The sequence below is a fragment of the Nocardioides sp. WG-D5 genome, from assembly GCF_054031175.1.
Window position 1 is genome coordinate 1,631,651 of record NZ_CM132928.1, and the last position, 17,733, is coordinate 1,649,383.

The 17,733-nt window shown below is 69.9% G+C and carries 18 protein-coding genes; 10 read left to right on the forward strand and 8 right to left on the reverse strand.

The window, feature by feature from the left end; translation table 11 throughout:
- The first annotated feature begins 46 nt into the window (after positions 1-46).
- From ACWZJV_RS07910 to ACWZJV_RS07930, 5 genes are all read left to right on the forward strand, one after another.
- A complete protein-coding gene (locus tag ACWZJV_RS07910; RefSeq protein WP_196873113.1) occupies positions 47-802 on the forward strand; it encodes a class I SAM-dependent methyltransferase in 756 nt (251 codons plus the stop codon).
- Positions 803-898: 96 nt separating this feature from the next.
- The gene (locus tag ACWZJV_RS07915; RefSeq protein ID WP_231380182.1) at positions 899-1,372 is read left to right on the forward strand and encodes a MarR family winged helix-turn-helix transcriptional regulator; all 474 of its coding nucleotides are present in this window, start codon (positions 899-901) and stop codon (positions 1,370-1,372) included.
- A gap of 21 nt (positions 1,373-1,393) precedes the next feature.
- Positions 1,394-3,823 carry an MFS transporter gene (locus tag ACWZJV_RS07920; RefSeq protein ID WP_457180952.1) on the forward strand — a complete coding sequence of 810 codons (2,430 nt, stop codon included), beginning with the start codon at positions 1,394-1,396 and terminating at the stop codon, positions 3,821-3,823.
- A gap of 6 nt (positions 3,824-3,829) precedes the next feature.
- Entirely contained in the window at positions 3,830-4,648 is an 819-nt protein-coding gene (locus tag ACWZJV_RS07925; protein WP_457180953.1) for a YceI family protein, read from the forward strand.
- 180 nt (positions 4,649-4,828) lie between these two features.
- Entirely contained in the window at positions 4,829-5,725 is an 897-nt protein-coding gene (locus tag ACWZJV_RS07930; protein ID WP_196873109.1) for a LysR family transcriptional regulator, read from the forward strand.
- 10 nt (positions 5,726-5,735) lie between these two features.
- Here ACWZJV_RS07930 and ACWZJV_RS07935 read toward each other — a convergent pair whose 3' ends face one another.
- Positions 5,736-6,680, reverse strand: coding sequence for an AraC family transcriptional regulator (locus ACWZJV_RS07935; protein ID WP_196873108.1), 945 nt, complete (start codon positions 6,678-6,680; stop codon positions 5,736-5,738).
- 191 nt (positions 6,681-6,871) lie between these two features.
- Between ACWZJV_RS07935 and ACWZJV_RS07940 the strand changes: the two genes are divergently transcribed.
- Positions 6,872-7,447 carry a flavin reductase family protein gene (locus tag ACWZJV_RS07940; protein ID WP_008361982.1) on the forward strand — a complete coding sequence of 192 codons (576 nt, stop codon included), beginning with the start codon at positions 6,872-6,874 and terminating at the stop codon, positions 7,445-7,447.
- Positions 7,448-7,479: 32 nt separating this feature from the next.
- Positions 7,480-9,063, forward strand: a complete 1,584-nt coding sequence (locus tag ACWZJV_RS07945; RefSeq protein ID WP_457180957.1) for a 4-hydroxyphenylacetate 3-hydroxylase family protein — start codon at positions 7,480-7,482, stop codon at positions 9,061-9,063.
- Positions 9,064-9,114: 51 nt separating this feature from the next.
- On the opposite strand, the gene ACWZJV_RS07950 is transcribed toward ACWZJV_RS07945, so the two are convergent.
- Positions 9,115-9,450, reverse strand: coding sequence for a hypothetical protein (locus tag ACWZJV_RS07950; RefSeq protein ID WP_008361978.1), 336 nt, complete (start codon positions 9,448-9,450; stop codon positions 9,115-9,117).
- Positions 9,451-9,507: 57 nt separating this feature from the next.
- Here ACWZJV_RS07950 and ACWZJV_RS07955 point away from each other — a divergent pair, with 57 nt between their 5' ends.
- On the forward strand, positions 9,508-9,966 hold the full coding sequence (locus ACWZJV_RS07955) for a MarR family winged helix-turn-helix transcriptional regulator (RefSeq protein WP_008361977.1): 459 nt from the start codon (positions 9,508-9,510) through the stop codon (positions 9,964-9,966).
- Between the two features lie 2 nt (positions 9,967-9,968).
- On the opposite strand, the gene ACWZJV_RS07960 is transcribed toward ACWZJV_RS07955, so the two are convergent.
- Positions 9,969-10,319 carry an ArsR/SmtB family transcription factor gene (locus ACWZJV_RS07960; protein ID WP_457180960.1) on the reverse strand — a complete coding sequence of 117 codons (351 nt, stop codon included), beginning with the start codon at positions 10,317-10,319 and terminating at the stop codon, positions 9,969-9,971.
- Positions 10,320-10,408: 89 nt separating this feature from the next.
- On the opposite strand from ACWZJV_RS07960, the gene ACWZJV_RS07965 reads away from it, so the two are divergent.
- Positions 10,409-11,734, forward strand: coding sequence for an NAD(P)-binding domain-containing protein (locus ACWZJV_RS07965; RefSeq protein ID WP_457180962.1), 1,326 nt, complete (start codon positions 10,409-10,411; stop codon positions 11,732-11,734).
- On the opposite strand, the gene ACWZJV_RS07970 is transcribed toward ACWZJV_RS07965, so the two are convergent.
- Both ACWZJV_RS07970 and ACWZJV_RS07975 read right to left on the reverse strand, forming a co-directional pair.
- Positions 11,721-12,170, reverse strand: a complete 450-nt coding sequence (locus ACWZJV_RS07970; RefSeq protein WP_008361970.1) for an arsenate reductase ArsC — start codon at positions 12,168-12,170, stop codon at positions 11,721-11,723. The two genes, ACWZJV_RS07965 and ACWZJV_RS07970, sit on opposite strands and share 14 nt — an antisense overlap.
- Positions 12,171-12,213: 43 nt before the next feature.
- Complete coding sequence (locus ACWZJV_RS07975) at positions 12,214-12,885, reverse strand: arsenate reductase/protein-tyrosine-phosphatase family protein (RefSeq protein ID WP_457180964.1); 672 nt, start codon at positions 12,883-12,885, stop codon at positions 12,214-12,216.
- Between the two features lie 46 nt (positions 12,886-12,931).
- On the opposite strand from ACWZJV_RS07975, the gene ACWZJV_RS07980 reads away from it, so the two are divergent.
- Entirely contained in the window at positions 12,932-13,663 is a 732-nt protein-coding gene (locus ACWZJV_RS07980; protein ID WP_457180966.1) for an aquaporin, read from the forward strand.
- A gap of 29 nt (positions 13,664-13,692) precedes the next feature.
- Here ACWZJV_RS07980 and yicI read toward each other — a convergent pair whose 3' ends face one another.
- From yicI to ACWZJV_RS07995, 3 genes are read right to left on the reverse strand one after another with little or no spacing between them, the layout of a single operon-like run.
- Positions 13,693-15,969: an alpha-xylosidase gene (gene yicI / locus ACWZJV_RS07985; protein WP_457180968.1), complete on the reverse strand. Its 2,277-nt coding sequence runs from the start codon at positions 15,967-15,969 to the stop codon at positions 13,693-13,695.
- 13 nt (positions 15,970-15,982) lie between these two features.
- Positions 15,983-16,828, reverse strand: coding sequence for a carbohydrate ABC transporter permease (locus ACWZJV_RS07990; protein ID WP_457180970.1), 846 nt, complete (start codon positions 16,826-16,828; stop codon positions 15,983-15,985).
- Positions 16,825-17,730: a carbohydrate ABC transporter permease gene (locus ACWZJV_RS07995; RefSeq protein WP_196873088.1), complete on the reverse strand. Its 906-nt coding sequence runs from the start codon at positions 17,728-17,730 to the stop codon at positions 16,825-16,827. Before ACWZJV_RS07995 ends, ACWZJV_RS07990 begins: the two co-directional genes overlap by 4 nt.
- Positions 17,731-17,733 lie beyond the last annotated feature (3 nt).

The following is a 17,733-nucleotide window of genomic DNA, read 5'->3' on the forward strand; positions in this document are numbered from 1 at the left end:
GAACTTGGGTCTGTCGGCGTAGCGAGCGGCGGTCCTAGCCTGAAGCATGGGCTTCGATGTCGCCGCCGAGAGGTATGCCCGCTTCATGGGGCGCTACGCCGAACCCCTCGCCCCTCACTTCGCCGACTTCGCCCGGATCAGCATGGGGCAGCGCGTGCTCGACGTCGGCTGCGGCCCGGGCACGCTCACCCGCCACCTGGTGACGCTCACCGAGGCGCACCTGGTCGCCGCCGTCGACCCCTCGCCGCCCTTCATCGAGGCGGTCGCACGGCAGCTGGCCAGGGTGGACGTGCACACCGGCGTGGCCGAGGCGCTCCCCTTCGCCGACAACTGGTTCGACGCCTCGCTGGCGCAGCTGGTCGTGCACTTCATGACCGACCCGGAAGCGGGGATCAAGGAGATGATCCGGGTCACCCGCCCCGGCGGCACGGTCGCGGCTTGCGTGTGGGACGGCGACACCGGTGCCGTCGCGCCGTTCTGGGCGTGCGTGCACGAGATCGACCCGGACGCCGAGGACGAGGCCTTCCTCGCGGGGTCGCGCCTGGGGGACCTCGAGAAGCTGTTCAAGAAGCTCGGCCTCCGCAGGGTCGAGCCCAGCGGCCTGGTCATCCGCGTCACCCACCCGACCTTCGAGGACTGGTGGGACCCCTACACGTTCGGCGTCGGCCCGGCGGGTGACTACGTGGCGTCCCTCGACGACGCCGGCCGTACGGCGCTCGAGGAGGTCGCCCGGCGCCGGCTCGGGAACGGCCCGATCACGGTGACCGCGACGGCCTGGGCTGCCCGCGGCATCGTCGCCTGATCGCTCGTTCGACCACGCCCTCGTCCGGCGTGGCAATTTGCATCGTTCCCCTATCCTCCATAAGGTTGTAAAAGTCAACCAATCAGAGGGGCGATGATGGAACAGGCGACCTACCGCGACCTGATGCATCGGCTCAGCGAGGTCGGGGCCGTCAAGAAGAGCCTCGCCCGCAACCTCCCGCCCGACCTGCCGGCCGGCTCGGCGGGCGTGCTGGGCCTGCTGAGCCGGCACGGCGAGATGACGATCAGCGAGCTCACCGATCTGCTCGCCATCGACATCTCGGTGACCAGCCGCCACGTGTCGTACCTCGCCGACCAGGGCTGGCTCGAACGCTCCCCCAACCCGGCCGACGGGCGCTCGCGTCTGCTGCGACTCACCGACTCCGGGCACGACCTGCTCAGCGGCTTCGCCGACCAGATCACCGAGCTCCTCGCCGAGCGGCTCTGCGACTGGAGCGACGACGACGTCCACGAGCTGATCCGGCTCATGGCCAAGCTGCACGACAGCCTCGCCTGCCCGGCACACCCCCTCACCCACGTACGCAACCAACGCTCTGCTCACCCCCGCTGAGCTCTCGAAGAAGGGAAGTCCATGGCAACGACAACAGCCGAGCGGACTCACGCCGGTCCACCTGGAAGCCCGTCCGAGGACGGCTTCCACATGTCTCACCGCGAGATCATGGAGGCGCTCTCGGGTCTGCTGCTCGGCATGTTCGTGGCGATGATCTCCTCCACGATCGTCTCCAACGCCCTGCCCGAGATCATCGCCGACATCGGCGGCGGGCAGTCGGCCTACACCTGGGTGGTCACGGCCTCCCTGCTGACCATGACGGCCACCACCCCGCTGTGGGGCAAGATGGCCGACCTGTTCAGCAAGAAGCTGCTCATGCAGATCGCGCTGGTCCTGTTCGTGGCCGCCTCGGCCGTCGCCGGCCTGGCCCAGAACCCGGGCGAGCTGATCGCCGCGCGGGCCGTCCAGGGCATCGGCATGGGCGGGCTGACCGCCCTGGCCCAGGTCATCATGGCGGCGATGATCTCGCCGCGTGAGCGTGGCCGCTACTCGGGCTACCTCGGCGCCGTCTTCGCGGTCGCCACCGTCGGCGGCCCGCTGATCGGCGGCGTCATCACCGACGCCGACTCGCTCGGCTGGCGCTGGTGCTTCTACGTCGGCATCCCGTTCGCGGTGATCGCGTTCGTCGTCCTGCAGAAGACCCTGCACCTGCCCGTCATCAGGCGCGAGGGCGTCAAGGTCGACTGGGCCGGCGCGTTCTTCATGGCTGCCGGCGTCTCCCTGCTGCTCATCTGGGTCACCTTCGCCGGCGACAAGTACGACTGGGCCTCCTGGGAGACCGCGGCCATGGTCGGCGGCTCCGTGCTGCTCCTGCTGATCTTCGTGCTCGTCGAGTCTCGGGCCAAGGAGCCGATCATCCCGCTGCGGCTCTTCGCCAACCGCACGATCACGCTCTCCTCGCTCGCCTCGCTCTTCGTCGGCGTGGCGATGTTCGCCGGCACGATCTTCTTCAGCCAGTACTTCCAGCTGGCTCGCGGCGAGTCGCCGACGATGGCCGGCGTGATGACGATCCCGATGATCGCCGGACTGTTCCTCTCCTCGACGATCTCCGGCCAGGTCATCACCCGCACCGGGAGGTGGAAGGCCTGGCTGGTCGTCGGCGCCGTCCTCATCGTCGGCGGGCTGGGTCTGCTCGGCACGATCCGCTACGACACCGAGTACTGGCACGTCGCCGTCTTCATGGCCGTCCTCGGCCTCGGCGTCGGCATGACGATGCAGAACCTGGTCCTCTCCACGCAGAACCAGGTCGCCCCCGCCGACCTCGGCGCGGCCAGCTCCATGGTGACCTTCTTCCGCAGCCTCGGCGGCGCGATGGGCGTCTCCGCGCTCGGCGCGCTGATGGCCCACCGGGTCACCGACTACGTCTCGGACGGTCTCGCGGACCTCGGTCCGCGCTATGCCACGCTCGCCCAGGGCACCTCGGGCGAGATCCCGGACATGGACAAGGTCCCGGAGCCGCTGCGGTCGGTGCTGGAGAGCGCCTACGGCCACGGTATCGCCGACATCTTCCTGGTCGCCGCCGGTGCAGCCGTGATCGCGCTGCTGTTCGTGGTGTTCATCAAGGAGGTGCCGCTGAAGACCAAGGGCGGGCTCGCCCAGGCCGCCGAGGAGGCTGCCGCGGTCGACGGGCCGGCCGCGGTCGCCGAGGGTGTCGCCGGTGTGCCCGAGCAGCACGCCGCCCCGGTCTCCCACGGGATCCCGCTGCACGGGTCCGTCCGCGGGTCCGGCGACGTCCCGGTCCCGCACGCCGCGGTCACGCTGATCTCGCTGTCCGGGCGCCAGCTCGGCCGCTCGGTCGCCCACGCCGACGGCTCCTACTCGGTGGACGCGCCCGGCTCGGGGACATACGTCCTGATCGCCTCGGCCGACGGCTTCCAGCCGCAGGCCTCCACGGTGGTCGTGGGCGGTGAGCCGGTGGCGTACGACCTCCTGCTCAGCGGCACCACCGGCCTCAAGGGCATCGTGCGCGGCGGCGAGGACGGCGCGCCGATCAAGGACGCGATGGTGATCGTGACCGACGTACGCGGCGACCTGCTCTCCACCGGCACCACCGTCGCGGACGGCACCTTCTTCATCGACGAGCTGGTCCCGGGACCGGCCACGGTGGCGGTCAACGCGGAGGGCTTCCGTCCGCGCGCGGTGCCGATCGAGATCGGCGCCACCGGGCTGACCCGGATCGAGGTCGAGATGGTCACCGGCGCCCGGCTGACCGGTGTCGTGAGGTCGGCCTTCGGTCCCCTCGCCGACGCCCGGGTGACGCTGGTCGACGCGGCCGGCAACGTGGCCGGGACCGCGACGACGGGTGCGGACGGGGCGTACGCCTTCGCCGATCTCGACAGCGGCGACTACACCGTCCTGGCGACCAGCTATCCGCCGGCGGCCGGCGCGGTGAGCCTCACCGGCCACGGTGTCGACGGCCACGAGATCGTCCTCTCCCACCCCGAGGACTGATCGGCGATGGCACTGACCGCACAGATCCGCACCCGCGACGGCTGGCCCGTGGCGCACGCGGTCGTCACCCTCACCGACACGGCCGGCGGTCAGGTGCTGCGCGCCGAGGCCGACGAGGACGGTGTCGTCACCGACGACACCGTCCTCGCCCCTGGGCCGTACGTCGCGATCGTCACCGCGATCGGCTGGTCCCCCACCGCGGCGACCGCGCTGGTGACCGGCTCCAGTCTCGCTTCCCTCGGGACCGTCACGCTGACCCGCCAGGGCGACACCTCGCTGCCGGCCCCTGGGCCGTGGACCATCGATCCCGCCCACTCCACCGTCGGCGCGGTCGCCCAGCACCTCGGCATCTCCAGCGTGCGCGGCCGGTTCACCGACTTCGCCGGGGTCGTCGAGATCGCCCCGGACCATCTGGAGAAGTCACGTGTGGAGACGGTCATCCGGGCCGCCTCGATCGACACCGGTAACCGGATGCGGGACGACCACCTCCGCAGCGGCGACTTCCTGGACGTCGAGGCGTTTCCCGAGATCGTCTACCGCTCCACCGGCCTCACCCCGGCCGGCGCGGACCGCTGGACCGTCCACGGGGATCTCTCGATGCACGGGCAGACCCGTCCCGTCGACCTCGACGTCGCCTACCTCGGCACCGGCCCCGACGCCTGGGGCGGCACCCGCGCCGCCTTCCGCGCCACCGCTCAGCTGCGGCGCGAGGACTTCGCGATGAACTACAACCAGGCCGTCGCCGCCGGCATCGCCGCCATCGGTACGACCCTCAAGGTGGAGCTGGACATCCAGGCCGTCCAGGGTGACTCGCTGCCGGGCTGAGCCGAGGCGTCAGCCAGGTCGGCCGAGGCGTCGGCCAGGTCGGCCCAGGCGTCAACCGCGTCGGCCGAGCTGGCATCGCTGTGCCGGCTCGGCCGACGTACGTGACGCCTCGGCCGACGGGGGCGACGCCTCGGCAGGCTGATCACTGACGGCCGACTGAGACTCTGCGAGTATGAGTGCATGGAGCTGCGCCATCTTCGCTACTTCGTCGCGGTCGCCGAGGAGCGCCACTTCGGCCGGGCGGCCGAACGGCTCCACATGGCGCAGCCGCCGCTGTCGCAGCAGATCCGCCAGCTCGAGGCCGAGCTGGGGCTGACCCTGCTCACCAGAACGACGCGACGGGTCGACCTGACGCCGGCCGGGGCTGCGTACCTGGAACGGGCGCGGGAGATCCTCGGCGCCGTCGACGCCGCCGCGCACGAGGCCGCCAGCATCGCCTCCGGGCGGCGCGGACGGCTGCTGATCGGATGCGTCGGATCGGCGACGTACTCGCTGCTCCCGGCCCTCGCTCGCACCCTGCGCGCGGAGCTGCCGGAGGTCGAGTTCGGGTTCCGGGGCGAGATGCTCTCGCCGGACCAGGCCGCGGCGCTCACCGACGGCACCCTCGACCTCGGCCTGCTCCGTCCCCTGCCCACGAATCCCTCCCCCGGCCCCGGCCTCTCGATCACCCACGTGCGGCAGGAGAGCCTGCTGGTGGCGCTGCCGAAGGACCACCGCTTCGCCGCCCGTCGTCGCATACGCATCGCCGACCTCGACGGCGAAGCCCTCGTCATCCACGCCGGCGGCGGCCGCTCGGCGATGAACGCGATGATCCAGCACCTCTTCGACGAGGCCGGGATCAGCACCCACATCGCCCACGAGGTCGCCGAGACCTCCACCCTGGTCACGTTCGTGGCCGCCGGCCTCGGCGTGGCGATCGTCCCCGAGCCCACCGCCGCCCTCGCCGTCCCCGGCGTCGTCTACGTACCCCTCACCGGCACCCCCGGCGTCGAGCTCGTCGCCGCCACCCGGGCGGGCGACGAGAGCCCGCTGCTCGCCCGCGCGCTGACGATCCTGGCGAGTCTCAGCGCCGACTAGCCGAGGCGGCTCAGCGGCAGCGCAGCGTCTGCGACGGGGCGACGCCGTAGGCCTGACGGTAGGCGGCGGCGAAGCGGCCGAGATGGGTGAAGCCCCAGCGGTGGGCGACCTCGGCGACGGTGTCCCCGCGACTGGCGATGAGATCCGCGTGGACGCGTTCGAGGCGGATCTCCTGCAGTCGCTGGGTCGGGGTGCGGCCGAGGTAGCGCTGGAAGCCCTGCTGGAGCCGGCGGATGCCGACGTCGGCCTCGCGGGCCAGGTCCGAGACGGTCCACTCCCGGGCCGGGTCGGCCTCCATGGCCTCCACGACGCGGGAGACGATGCGGGGCTGGACGGAGCCGACGGCGGGCTCCTCGGGGAAGCAGGCGGCGACGAAGGCCGCGGTCAGCGTCCCCGCCAGCCGGCGACGCACCCGCTCGTCGCCGACCAGAGCCGGGTTGCGCATGGCCTCGGTGCCGAGCGAGCCGAGCAGGCCGATCCAGGCGCGGGCGCCGTCGGCACGCAGGTCGAGCTGGGCGGGCAGCCGGTCGGTGTGCAGGCCGACCAGGGCAGCGACCTCGTCGACCAGGTAGTCGCGGTCGACCCGCATCCCGACGATGGAGCAGTCGGCCGACCACCGGGTCATCTTGGTCGGACGGTCGGGTGGACAGACGGTCGCCTGACCGTCGAGCGAGAGCACGTGAGCGCCGCCGACGTTGGCCTCGAGGACACCGCTGCGCGGGACGTTGACCGCCCAGGCGCCCGGGTGGTCGGACTCGACCGACACCTCGGCGCCCCAGCCGATCCGGGTCAGCCGGACCGGGCCGAGGTCGACCGCACGCAGCTCCGCCGGACGAGCCGGGCGACCGCGCATGGTCAGGGCATGTGGGAAGTAGGCCCGGGAGACCTCGTCGGAGAAGGTCTCCATGTCGCCGGACGACCCGGACGATGCGGTGAGAGTGCCGGTCACGCTCATCTGTCACCCCCTTAGTGACGTCCTTCACATTAACAGCGCATCGGCGTCCCGCCGAGAGCCTCCGGAAACCCGGTGCGCAATCCGGACAACCCCTTCGCCCAGCGGATCGCCGCCCTCGCGATCCGGATCTAGCGTCATTCCCCGACGTGACCGCCGCCACACATCCTGCGGCCCGACGAAGGAGGAGCTCCATGGACCCACGCACCCTGCGGTCGACCTTCGGCCGCTTCGCGACCGGCGTCACCGTGATCACCTGCCGTACCCCCGACGGCGCCCACCACGGCGCCACGGTCACGGCCTTCACACCGATCTCGCTCGACCCGCCGCTGGTGCAGGTCGCCCTGACGCGTACGTCCAAGGCGGCCGCCTATCTCGAGGGCGCCGCCTTCGCGGTCAACGTGCTCGCGGCCGACCAGAGCGATGTCGCCATGCACTTCGCCGGACGCCCGTGCGGCGACCCGCTCCCCTGGCGCGAGGGCGCGACGGCGCCACGGCTCGGCGGGACCGCCGCGACGCTGGTGTGCCGGCCGTGGCGTACCGACGACGGCGGGGACCACCTGCTGTTCCTCGGGGAGGTCGTCGAGGTGATCACCACCGACCGCAAGCCGCTGCTCTTCCACGACAGCGCCTTCCACCACATCGGCAACCCGTCCTCGGAGGTCGTCTGGCTCGGCTGCCAGGACGACCCGAGCACCGGCTGGTTCGACGCCACCACGTCGTTCACCGCCATCGAGACTCCCGCGATCCCGCGATCCACCCACTACTGACGCCCACCAACAGCCAGACCAAGGAGAGAACCATGACCGACACCCTCGCCCCCGAGTCCCAGACGGACGGCCCGCCGACCGTCAACCCGGCCGCCGAGTCGCCCGCCAACAAGCAGACCAACTTCGCCTCGCGGCCGATGACCGGCGACGAGTACATCGAGAGCCTGCGCGACGGCCGCGAGATCTACCTGCACGGCGAGCGGGTCGAGGACGTCACCACGCACCCGGCCTTCCGCAACCCGGTGCGGATGACCGCGCGCCTCTACGACGCCCTGCACACCGGCCCACACGTCGACGAGCTCACCGTGCCGACCGACACCGGCAACGGCGGCGTCACGATGCCGTTCTTCAAGACCCCGACCTCCTCGGCTGACCTGCTCAAGGAGCGCGACGCGATCGCGCGCTGGGCGAAGATGACGTACGGCTGGATGGGCCGCTCCCCCGACTACAAGGCCAGCTTCCTCGGCACGCTGCACGCCAACAAGGAGCTGTACGCCCCGTTCCAGGACAACGCCGAGCGCTGGTATCGCGAGTCCCAGGAGAAGGTCCTCTACTGGAACCACGCGATCATCAACCCGCCGGTCGACCGCCAGCTGCCGCCGGACGAGGTCGGCGACGTCTACATGAAGGTCGAGAAGGAGACCGACGCCGGCCTGATCGTCTCCGGCGCGAAGGTGGTGGCGACCGGGAGCGCGATCACCAACTACAACTTCATCGCCCACTACGGCCTGCCGATCCGCAAGAAGCAGTTCGCGCTGATCTGCACCGTCCCGATGGACGCCCCGGGCATCAAGCTGATCTGCCGCTCCTCCTACACCGAGCAGGCGGCCCGGAACGGCGAGCCTTTCGACTACCCGCTGTCGAGCCGGATGGACGAGAACGACACCATCTTCATCTTCGACAAGGTGCTCGTGCCCTGGGAGAACGTCTTCATGTACGGCGACGTCGACCGGATCAACGCGTTCTTCCCGCAGTCGGGGTTCCTGCCGCGGTTCACCTTCCAGGGCTGCACCCGCTTGGCCGTCAAGCTCGACTTCATCGCCGGCCTGCTGATGAAGGCGCTCGACGCCACCGGCTCGGGCGGCTTCCGCGGCGTACAGACGCGGGTGGGCGAGGTCATCGGCTGGCGCAACCTGTTCTGGTCGCTGACCGAGTCGATGGCCCGGGACCCCGAGCCGTGGGTCGGCGACGCGGTGATCCCGAAGCTGGAGTACGGCCTGACGTACCGGATGTTCATGATCCACGGCTATCCGCGGGTCAAGGAGATCATCGAGCAGGACGTCGCCTCCGGGCTGATCTACCTGCCCTCCGGCGCCGCCGACTTCAAGAGCCCCGAGGTAAGGCCGTACCTGGACAAGTACGTCCGCGGCTCCAACGGCATCACCGCCGTCGACCGGGTCAAGGTCATGAAGGCCCTGTGGGACTCGATCGGCTCCGAGTTCGGCGGCCGTCACGAGCTCTACGAGCGCAACTACTCCGGCAACCACGAGAACGTGAAGGCCGAGCTCCTCTTCGCCGCCCAGAACCGCGGCGGGGCGGACGCGATGAAGGGGCTCGCCGACGAGTTCCTGGCCGAGTACGACCTCGACGGCTGGACCGTGCCGGACCTGTTCTGACCGGTCGTCCTCACTGCTGACAGGACGGCGCCCCTCCCCCGGGCGCCGTCCTCAGCGCAGCACGAGCCAGAGCCCGACCGCGGAGGGCAGGAGCCCGAGGATGAGCCACGGGGTGAGCGGGTTGCGCCGGTGGATGAGGAACCCTCCGGCCAGACCGAGCACCCCGAAGCCCGCGGCGATGACGCACAGCCCGATGCGGGAGCTCTGGTAGACCGGGTCGATCGCCACCGCCCCGATGACCAGCCCGACCACCAGGTGAGCGACGGTGAAGACGACGAGGACGGACGCGACCCACTGCTTCACATGGGTCAGCGACTTGTCGTTGACGGGCCGGATCGGGTTGTCCGGGTCCATCAGGTGGCGCGGTCGTCGCTGCTGCTCGTTCACGACACCATACTTACCAGACAAATTGTTTGTGCACCAATTATTGGTACGCTAACTCACATGCCGACGAAGAAGGATCCACTCTCGGAGATCGAGAACCCACTGGCCCTCGATCAGCAGGTCTGCTTCGGCCTGGCCGTCGCCGCCCGCAGCGTCATCGCGCTCTACCGACCGCTGCTCGAGCCCATGGGACTGACCCACCCGCAGTATCTGGTCATGCTCGCGCTCTGGGAAGAGGAGCCGCTGCGCGTCTCGGAGCTGAGCCGGAAGGTCCAGCTCGACCCCGGCACCCTCTCCCCGCTGCTCAAGCGCCTCGAGGCCCAGGACTACATCCGGCGCGAGCGCAACAAGCACGACGAGCGCTCGCTCGCCGTCGTGCTGACCGATCGAGGACGAGCCCTGCGCGACGACGCCGAGAAGATCCCGCCCGCGATCGTCGAGCGCCTCGACATGAGCGTCGACGAGCTCATGGAGCTCCACCGCCGGCTGCTGGAGGTCATCGCCGCGGCGACCCGCTGACGCTAGGAGCGGGACGCCAGCGCGCCGGCGAGCGAGTCGAGGGCGCCGGGGACGATGGAGAAGTAGGCCCACCGGCCGCGCTGCTCGCGGGCTACCAGCCCGGCCTCGACGAGCAGCTTCATGTGATGGGAGACCGTCGGCTGCGAGAGTCCGACCGGCTCGGTGAGGTCGCAGACGCACGCCTCCTGGCCCTCGGAGGCCGCGATGATCGAGAGCAGCTTGACCCGGTTGGCGTCGCCGAGCGCCTTGAACATCCGCGCCAGCGCCTCGGCCTGGTCGTCGTCGAGGACGCCCGCGGTCACCGGCGAGCAGCACGCGACGGCAGCGGAGGGAAGCACGGGGAGAACGGTCATGGCGAGGAGTCTACCGAATGATATTGACGAACGTCGATACGTGACCTAGGGTCGGCGACATATCGACGTTCTTGAATCTGAGGAGCATCATGACCGACCTGCCTGTTGCCGTCATCGGCGCCGGACCCCAGGGCCTCGCGGCCGCCGCCCATCTCCTCGAGCGCGGCCTCACCCCGCTCGTGCTCGAGCAGGGCAGCGAGCCGGCCGCGGCCGTCGCCGAGTGGGGCCACGTACGCCTCTTCTCGGCCTGGCCCGAGCTCGTCGACAAGGCCGCCGCCCGGCTCCTCGAGCCGACCGGCTACGTCGCTCCCGAGAAGGGCTACCCGACCGGTGCGCAGTGGCGCGAGGACTACCTCGCCCCGCTCGCCGGCGCCCTCGGCGACCACATCCGCTACGGCGCCACGGTGACCGGCGTCTCCCGCAAGGGGCGTGACCGCCTGGTCGACGCGGGCCGCGCCGAGCAGCCGTTCGTCCTCCACGTGACCAACGCCGACGGCGGCGAGGAGCGCATCGAGGCGCGCGCGGTCATCGACGCCTCCGGCACCTGGCGCCGGCCCAACCCGGCCGGCGCCGACGGGCTCCCCGCGCTCGGCGAGCGCGCCGCCCACGCGGCCGGCACGCTCACCTACGCGGTGCCCGACCGGGCCGACGCCGCGACCTACGCCGGCAAGCACACCGTGGTGATCGGCGCAGGTGACTCGGCGTTCAACGCGGTCAACGAGCTCACCGCGATCGCCAAGGACCACCCGGGGACGCGGGTCACCTGGGCGATCCGCCGCGCAGTCTCGACCAACACCTTCGGGGGCGGCGAGGCCGACGAGCTCCCGGAGCGGGGCGCGCTCGGCGTACGCGCGAAGAAGGCGGTCCAGGACGGCACCGTCGAGCTGGTCACCGGGTTCCGTACGGAGCAGGTCGACGGCGCCACGGTCACCGCCGAGGACGGCCGCGTCATCGAGGCCGACCACGTGGTGGTGCTGACCGGCTACCGCCCTGACCTGGGCTTCCTGAGCGAGATGCGGCTCGACCTCGACCCGACGCTGGAGGCGCCGCGCAACATCGCGGTCCAGATCGACCCCAACATCCACTCCTGCGGCTCGGTCAGCGCGACCGGCGCCAAGGACCTCGCCCAGCCCGAGCCCGACCTCTATCTGGTCGGGATGAAGTCCTACGGCCGGGCGCCGACGTTCCTGGCGATGACCGGCTACGAGCAGGTACGCAGCGTGGTGGCCGAGCTCGCCGGCGACCACGACGCGGCAGCCCGGGTCGAGCTGGAGCTCCCCGACACCGGCGTCTGCGGCGGCGCCGGGGTCTTCGACGACCCGGACAGCACGAAGAACGGTGGCGGCTGCTGCGGTCCGGCGGCGCCGAGCGAGGAGCTGTTCACGATCAGCCGGGCGCCGATCACTCTCTCGTGACGGAGCGAGCCGGGGTCACGCCGAGCTCATCGAGGAGGCCGAGCACCCGCTGCTCGATCTCGTCCCGGATGCCGCGTACGTGGTCGATGTCGCCGCCCTTCGGGTCGGCGACCTTCCAGTCCTCGTAGCGCTTGCCCGGGTAGTACGGGCAGGCGTCGCCGCAGCCCATGGTGATGACGGCGTCGGCGCTGCGTACGACCTCGTCGGTCCAGGGCTTGGGGAACTCGCCGGAGATGTCGATCCCGAGCTCGGCCATGAGCTCCACGGCGACCGGGTTGATCGCCGCGGCCGGGGCCGAGCCGCCGGACCAGCCGATCGCCTGGTCACCGGCGTAGTGCTGGAAGAAGCCGAGCGCCATCTGGGAGCGGCCGGCGTTCTCGATACAGAGGAAGAGGACGGCGGGCTTGGAGCCGGAGGTCGATCGATCAGCGTTCAACGGAGCTTCTCCTGGGTGGTGGGGGTGTGAGGGAGAGCAGGGGTCAGGAGTCGAAGCGGGACGCGAGGGCCCTGACCCGGCGCTCGAGCTCGAGGTAGGCGGCGTCGAAGGCCTCGGGGCCCTTGTCCACCGGGTCCGGGATCGACCAGTGCAGCTCACCGGGGACCTTGGGGGTCTCGTGCGCCCGGTCGCAGACCGTGACCACGAGATCCTCCGGGTCGATCACGTCATCGAGGCTGGCGGGATCGACGATCGGAAGGTCCAGATGGTGGCGGGCAGCGGTATCGACCGTGCCCGGATTGATCCGATCAGCAGGATGAGTACCCGCCGAAGCAGCCGGGATCGGGCTCACCTGACGCCACAACGCCGCCGCCAGATGAGACCGCGCCGAGTTACCCGTGCACACGAACAGGACACGCCTGGGCACCGCCACGGGGGACGCGGTGCCCAGGCTCTCGAGCGTGTCCTGCTCGAGATGCAGATACGTACGCCTCCCGTCGCCCTCGGAACGATGACGGGAAACAACGCCTGCGCTCATCAACGTCTGCACATGATGAGCAAACAAGTTCGACGGGACGGACAACATCCCGGCGAGCTCTGTGGGGGAGGCATCACTCGTCTGGAGGCTGTCGACGATGCGCAGCCGCACGGGATCGCCGAGCGCGGCATGTATCTTGGCCCGGCGCTCCAGTTCGGCCTGTCTTTCAACCTCCATTGACTCAATGTTGACTGAGCAATCTCGGGAAGTCAAGAATGCTGACGTGACCTCCTCCCTTCCGCGCCGCCTGCTGGCCGAGCTCCTGGGCAGTGCGCTGCTCGTGGCCGTCGTCGTCGGCTCCGGCATCGCCGCGCAGCAGCTCTCCCCCGACGACATCGGCCTGCAGCTCCTGGAGAACTCGATGGCGACCGTCTTCGGCCTGGCCGCGCTGATCCTGATGTTCGGCCCGGTCTCGGGTGCCCACTTCAACCCGGTCGTCTCGCTCGCCGACTGGTTCCTCGGCCGCCGCGCAGGGACGGGGCTCTCGCTCGCCGAGGTGGGTGCCTACGCGGTCGCCCAGATCCTCGGAGCGGTCGGGGGCGCGGCGCTCGCCAACGTCATGTTCGACGTCGACCAGGCGATCTCGACGAAGGACCGCGCCACCGGCGGCCACCTCGTGGCCGAGGTCGTCGCCACCGCCGGCCTGGTGGCGCTGATCTTCGCCCTCGTACGCAGCGACCGCGGCGCTCTCGCGGCGCCCGCGGTCGGCGGCTACATCGGCGCCGCCTACTGGTTCACCAGCTCCACCTCGTTCGCCAACCCGGCCGTCACCATCGGCCGGGTCTTCTCGGACACCTTCGCCGGCATCGCGCCCGGTTCGGTCGCTCCGTTCGTCCTCGCGCAGCTCGTCGGTCTCGTTGTCGGGGTACTCCTGGTCCTGGTTCTCTACCCCGGCGCCGGCGCCGGCGACCGTGCAGGCGACCGTGCCGACGGCATCGTCGGCAGCGGCGCCTGAGCACGAGCCAGTGGCTGCCAGGGCATCGGCTACACCACCGTCTGCCCCAGGTCCGGCCCGACCACCTCCACCCGCCACGGCGCGGTGGAGGTGGCGGTCACCACCGGGCGCATGTCGGCTCCCATCACCACCTCGTACTCCCCCACCGCCCCCGACGGCGTGACCACCTCGACCACACGTCGCTGCCCGGGCTCGAGCCCTGGAAAGACCCGCAGCACGAGATCGTCCAGATAGTCGTAGTCGGGCCGATCGGTGCGGGCGCCGATGGGAATGACCGCTCCGGAGCATACGTAGAGCGGAAGCGACGAGAAGTCGTGCTGCTCCCGGCGCCATCCGCCGCCCGAGACGACCTGGCCGGTCCACCAGTCGGTCCAGCTACCGGGCGGCAGGTAGACGTCGACGGACCCGTCGGCGGAGAACACCGGTGCGACGAGGAGGTCCGGTCCGAGTAGATACTGCCGGTCGACGTAGGCACTGCCGGGATCGTCGGGGAAGGCCAGGGCGAGGGGACGCATCAGCGGTACGCCCCGGGTGCTGGCGGCCAGCCCGGCAGCGTACAGATAGGGCATCAGCGAGAGCTTGAGCTCGGTGAACCGCCTGGTCACCGCGACGGCGCTCTGCGGCCCTTCGTCGACGACCCCGGTGACCGGGTCGACGTCGAAGGTCCACGGCACCCGGTAGGAGCCGCTGCCGTGCAGCCGGGAGTGGCTGGAGAGCAGTCCGAACGCGGCCCAGCGCTTGAACACCCCGGCATCGGGCGTGCCCTCGAACCCGCCGATGTCGTGGCTCCAGAAGCCGAACCCGCTCAGGGCGAGCGACAACCCACCGCGCAGCGTCTCGGCCATCGACTCGTAGGTCGACGTGCTGTCACCACCCCAGTGCACCGGCAGCCGCTGGCCACCGACGGTGGCCGAGCGGGCGAAGAGGATCGCCTCGCCCTCCCCACGCTCCTCGACCAGCACGTCGTGCACGGCCTGGTTGTAGAGCTGGGTGTACCAGTTGTGCATCTGCACCGGGTCGGAGCCGTCGTGATAGATGACGTCGGTCGGGATCCGCTCACCGAAGTCGGTCTTGAAGCAATCGACCCCCTGCCCGATCAGCCGGCGCAGCTTCGCCTGGAACCACTCGACGGCTCCGGGATTGGTGAAGTCGACCAGTCCCATCCCGGCCTGCCACATGTCCCACTGCCAGACCTCGCCGTTCTCCCGGCGCACCAGATAGCCGAGAGCGGCAGCCTCCTCGAAGAGCGGTGAGCGCTGCGCGATGTAGGGATTGATCCAGACACATACCCGCAGGTCACGCTCTGTATGCAGGCGTTCGAGCATCCCGTCGGGATCGGGGAAGGTGCGCGGGTCCCACTCGAAGTCGCACCAGTTGAACTCGCGCATCCAGAAGCAGTCGAAATGGAACACCGACAGCGGCAGCCGACGCTCGGCCATCGCGTCCAGGAACCCGCTGACGGTGTCCTCGTCGTAGTCGGTGGTGAAGCTTGTCGAGAGCCACAGTCCGTAGCTCCATGCCGGCACCCGCGCCGGCCGCCCCACGAGCGCGGTGTAGCGCTCCAGGATCTGCTCAGGGGTCGGACCGTAGATGACGAAATACTCCAGGCTCTCCCCCGGCACCGAGAACTGCACCCGCTCGACCGCCTCGCTGCCGATCTCGAAGGAGACCTTTCCCGAGTGGTTGACCAGCACCCCGTAGCCACGGTTGGTGAGATAGAACGGGACGTTCTTGTACGCCTGGTCGCTGGACGTGCCGCCATCGGCGTTCCACACCTCGACCGTCTGCCCGTTCTTCACCAGCGGCCCGAACCGCTCACCGAGCCCGTAGACGAGCTCACCCACCCCGAGCGTGAGCTGCTCGTGGACGTACGTCTCCCCGGCGGTGGCGGCATAGCCGACCGACCGCTCCCCGCTGCGGGTGAGCACGGTGCCGTCGGCCTCGAAACGCAGGTCCCAGGGTGCCCCGGCGGCGACGGTCGCCTGTAGAGGCCCGCTGCGCAGCACCCCACCCGCCTCGGTCGTGGTGGCCTTCGCGGCGCCTTCCTCGGCCCCGATCAGCTCGAACCCGCGGGGCTTGCGGGCGCCGCGCAGATGCTCGATGCGTACGCCGATGACGCCGTCCGACGGCGAGCTGAGGGTGACCGTCAGTGTCGGTCGGTTGAGGGTGTCGCCGCGGGACTCGATGACCTTCGTCGGCGCGGTGACGACCACGGTGTCGTCACTCGCCTCGATGTCGTAGGCCTGCTTGGCGTAGAGCATCTCGACCCCGGGCAGGGTGCGCCAGAAACCGTCGGTGAACTTCACAGATGAGCCTTTCTCACTTGACCGCTCCGGCGGTGACCCCGCGAGTGAGCGTGCGCTGGAAGATGAGGAAGAAGACGAGCGTGGGGATCAGGCCGAGCAACGCCGAGGCGCTGGTGGTGGTGACGTCCATCAGCCTCTCGCCCTGGAGCGCGGCCACCGCGAGGGGCACGGTCTGCTTGTCGTTGCTGACCAGGAACGTCGTCGGGATCAAGAACTCGTTCCAGGTCCAGATGAAGAAGAAGATCAGCAGTACCGAGAGCGTCTGCCACGAGACCGGGACGACCACCTGCCACAGCGAACGCCAGCGGCCGGCGCCGTCGATCTCGGCGGCCTCGAGCAGCTCACGCGGGAACCCGCTGTAGACGCTGGTGAGCAGATAGGTGCCGAACGCGCTCTGGATGACGGTGAAGATGATGATCACCGACCACTGGCTGTCGTAGAGACCGACCGCCTTCGACATGGTGTAGAGCGGATAGAGCAGGGCTTCCTGCGGCAGCATGTTGGCCAGCAGAAACACCACCAGCAGCGGCAACCTGCCCCGAGCCCGGCCGATGCCGAGGGCATAGGCGTTGAACAGCGAGACCAGCACCCCGAGCACCGCGACCATCGAAGCGATGAAGATGCTGTTCCACAGCTTCGTCGGGAAGTCGGACGCCTCCCAGAACCTTGCCAGGCCGTCGAAGTAGAGGTGCGACGGGAGCTGCAGCGGGCCACCCTGGTTGTAGTCGTCGGGCGACTTGAACGAGTTGAGCACGATCAGCAGCAGCGGAGCCACGACGACCAGCGCGCCGAGCACCGCGAGCGCGAGCAGCACCCAGTCCAGCGGCCGGTTCCTCCGGCCAGTCCTCCGGCCACTCATCGGACCTCCTCGGCCTGCTCGGCGCGTCGCTGGGCCACCAGGAAGACCATCGAGACGGCAACGATCACCACGGTCAGGGCGGTCGAGATCGTTGCGCCGTAGCCCACCTGCGTACGTTGGAAGAACTCGCTGTAGGAGTAGTAGCTCGGCACGATCGTGGAGGTGCCCGGCCCACCTCGGGTGAGGGCGTAGACCGGCGCGAAGACCTTCAGCGCCGCGATCGTGCAGGTCAGGACCACCACGAAGATCTCCGGGCGGATGACGGCGACCGTGATCGCCCGGAACCGGTGCCACCAGTTGGCGCCGTCGAGCTCGGCGGCCTCGTAGAGCTCGGGGTCGACCCGGGCGAGCGCGGCCATGAAGACGACCACCGGATAGCCGATCTGCACCCAGATCAGCACCACCATGATGGTCGGCAGCGCCCAGGTCGGATCGCCGAGCCAGTTCTGCTGGGCCCGGTCGAGGCCGACCGTGGCGAGGATCGAGTTGAAGGCCCCGTCGTCGGGGCGCGCGATCCAGCCGATCACGATGGCCGCGACGACGATCGGGATGATCTGGGGGATGTAGTAGGTGGCCCGCAGGAAGCTCGCCACCTTGCCGCCGAACCGCTTCCCGACGAGGTCGAAGAGCACCGAGGCGATGACCAGTCCCAGCAGCGTCGGCGCCACCACCATCGCCACGATCATGGCGATGCTGTTGCGGAACGACGTCCAGAACTTGGCGTCCGAGAAGAGCCGCTGCCAGTTCTCCAGTCCGATCCACTGCGGCGGGAGGATGCCGCGGTAGAAGGTGAAGCTGTAGTAGATGTTCATCGCCAGCGGGACGACCACGATCGCTGTCACCAGCAGCATCCCCGGCAGGAGATACCACCAGTAGCCCGTGCGGGCCCTCGAGGAGTTCATCGG

Bases quoted from the DNA above. Each gene is read 5' to 3' on its own strand.
- ACWZJV_RS07910 (WP_196873113.1), top strand. From the start codon at position 47: ATGGGCTTCGATGTCGCCGCCGAGAGGTATGCCCGCTTCATGGGGCGC.
- ACWZJV_RS07915 (WP_231380182.1), top strand. From the start codon at position 899: ATGGAACAGGCGACCTACCGCGACCTGATGCATCGGCTCAGCGAGGTC.
- ACWZJV_RS07920 (WP_457180952.1), top strand. From the start codon at position 1,394: ATGGCAACGACAACAGCCGAGCGGACTCACGCCGGTCCACCTGGAAGC.
- ACWZJV_RS07925 (WP_457180953.1), top strand. From the start codon at position 3,830: ATGGCACTGACCGCACAGATCCGCACCCGCGACGGCTGGCCCGTGGCG.
- ACWZJV_RS07930 (WP_196873109.1), top strand. From the start codon at position 4,829: ATGGAGCTGCGCCATCTTCGCTACTTCGTCGCGGTCGCCGAGGAGCGC.
- ACWZJV_RS07935 (WP_196873108.1), bottom strand. From the start codon at position 6,680: ATGAGCGTGACCGGCACTCTCACCGCATCGTCCGGGTCGTCCGGCGAC.
- ACWZJV_RS07940 (WP_008361982.1), top strand. From the start codon at position 6,872: ATGGACCCACGCACCCTGCGGTCGACCTTCGGCCGCTTCGCGACCGGC.
- ACWZJV_RS07945 (WP_457180957.1), top strand. From the start codon at position 7,480: ATGACCGACACCCTCGCCCCCGAGTCCCAGACGGACGGCCCGCCGACC.
- ACWZJV_RS07955 (WP_008361977.1), top strand. From the start codon at position 9,508: ATGCCGACGAAGAAGGATCCACTCTCGGAGATCGAGAACCCACTGGCC.
- ACWZJV_RS07960 (WP_457180960.1), bottom strand. From the start codon at position 10,319: ATGACCGTTCTCCCCGTGCTTCCCTCCGCTGCCGTCGCGTGCTGCTCG.
- ACWZJV_RS07965 (WP_457180962.1), top strand. From the start codon at position 10,409: ATGACCGACCTGCCTGTTGCCGTCATCGGCGCCGGACCCCAGGGCCTC.
- ACWZJV_RS07975 (WP_457180964.1), bottom strand. From the start codon at position 12,885: ATGGAGGTTGAAAGACAGGCCGAACTGGAGCGCCGGGCCAAGATACAT.
- ACWZJV_RS07990 (WP_457180970.1), bottom strand. From the start codon at position 16,828: ATGAGTGGCCGGAGGACTGGCCGGAGGAACCGGCCGCTGGACTGGGTG.
- ACWZJV_RS07995 (WP_196873088.1), bottom strand. From the start codon at position 17,730: ATGAACTCCTCGAGGGCCCGCACGGGCTACTGGTGGTATCTCCTGCCG.